Source organism: Sphaerimonospora thailandensis (assembly GCF_016863115.1).
Taxonomy (GTDB): Bacteria; Actinomycetota; Actinomycetes; order Streptosporangiales; family Streptosporangiaceae; genus Sphaerimonospora; species Sphaerimonospora cavernae.
The window spans coordinates 1-1,797 of record NZ_BOOG01000120.1; the positions used below are offsets into that span (position 1 = coordinate 1).

Annotated in this window: 1 protein-coding gene; it reads left to right on the plus strand. The window is 67.7% G+C overall.

Features of this window, described 5'->3' with window-relative positions; translation table 11 throughout:
- Positions 1-226: 226 nt before the first annotated feature.
- Positions 227-1,618: an IS1380 family transposase gene (locus Mth01_RS29190; protein WP_204019185.1), complete on the plus strand. Its 1,392-nt coding sequence runs from the start codon at positions 227-229 to the stop codon at positions 1,616-1,618.
- Positions 1,619-1,797 lie beyond the last annotated feature (179 nt).

A 1,797-nucleotide genomic window follows, 5' to 3' on the forward strand; every position in this document is an offset into this window, starting at 1 on the left:
CGCCAGGCACCGAGTGATCGTCACGTAGCGTTACATATGGCTGGAGGTACCGCCCCGAACTGGGATGATCTGGATTGTCGAGATCAAAATCCCCCAGTAGGCCGGTACCTCCAAGATGAAGAATAAGACCCCCGCCAGGTTGCTCAAAAAGATCAAACGTGCTAGATCCGAGCGTCGGCGCCGCAAGCTGGAGAAACGCACGTCAGCCTGGTCGAAATCGCTGGAGATGACCGACGGCGCGTCCGGGCTCATCCCGGCCGCGGGCGTACCGCTCCTGCGGCTGCTCGCCGAGACGTCCGGGCTGCGCGGGCATGCCTCCGCGGCGCTCACCGTTCCCGGCTTCCACCCCGGCCATGATCGCGGGCAAGTCCTGATCGATGTCGCGATCGGGCTCGCGATGGGCGCGACATCGGCCCGCGCCGCGATGGACACCGTCGCATCAGCAGCCCCGGCGACCGGCCCGATCGCCTCGCCGGTCACCGCGTGGCGGCTGTTCGGCGAGGAACTCGACGCCGCCACGCTGGAACGACTCACCCGGGCCCGGGCCGCGCACCGGCGGCACATGTGGAGTCTGCTCGCGGCCCGCCCGCAGGGCTTCCCGTGGCTGAGCGTCGCCGGGCACACCTGGGACGGCTGGACTGTTGTGGACGTCGACGCGTCCCTGGTGGAATCCCACAGCGAGAAGGAGGGCGCGGCCCCGACGTACAAAAAGCACGTCTTCGGCCTGCATCCGATCCTGGTGACCTGCGCCAACACCGGCGAGATCCTCGCGATCCTGCTCCGCCCCGGCAACGCCGGCTCCAACACCACCGACGACCACATCACCGTCTTAACCGAGGCGATCGCCCAAATCCCGGCCCGCTACCGCCGCAAAATCATCTTCCGTAGTGACGGGGCGGGCGCCACCAAGGGCCTGCTCGCGTGGATCAAGAAGACCGCCGCCGAAAACGGCTACACCTGGCACTACAGCGTGGGCTTCGACGTGACCGAGCCGATCCGCACGGCGATCACCGAGGTTCCGGCCACAGCGTGGTCGTGTGCGATCACCCCCGAGGGAAAGGTCCGCGACCGCGCCTACGTCGCCGACCTGACCGGCCTGCTCGACCTGGCCCGAGACGAGGACGGCTGGCCCGGCGGCATGCGCGTGCACGCCCGCCTCGAACCGCTGCACCCCAAACACCGCAAGAACGCCAGCGACATCGAAAAGCGGCGCGGCCAGCGGTTCCAGGCCATCGCCCATGACCTGCCCGGCCATCATCATCCCCGCCAGGACGCCTTCCACCGCGACCACGCCGACGTCGAATCCGTGATCAAAGAGGGGAAGAACCTCGGTCTTCGACGGCTTCCGTTCTACGCGATGGCCGCCAACCAGGCCTGGTGCCACGCGGTCGCGCTCGCCACCGACCTTTTGGCCTGGCTGCGCCTGCTCATCATCGACCACCACCCGGTGCTGGCCACAGCCACTCCCGCCACCCTGCGGCGACTGCTGTTCCACGTCCCGGCCCGCCTGGTCCGAAGCGCACGAAAACGCCTCATCCGCCTGTGCGCCGACCACCCACACACCATCGACCTGATCAACGCCTGGCACAAGACCCGCGCCCTGGCCGTTCCTCCGTGAGCACCATCCCACCCGTCCCGTCGAGCAGAAAGGCCCCGACTCATCGGCCCGCCAGGGGAGACCAAGGGCCACACCCGGCGACATCCGGGCCCCCGGCATGCCCGGACACCAAAACCCTCACCCACATCAAGATCGTTTCAGAGGAGCGCGGCAATCACCATGATCGTGAAAGATCTGGG

What these genes read in the sequence shown, in the direction of transcription:
- Mth01_RS29190 (WP_204019185.1), top strand. Translation starts at nt 227, where the DNA reads ATGACCGACGGCGCGTCCGGGCTCATCCCGGCCGCGGGCGTACCGCTC.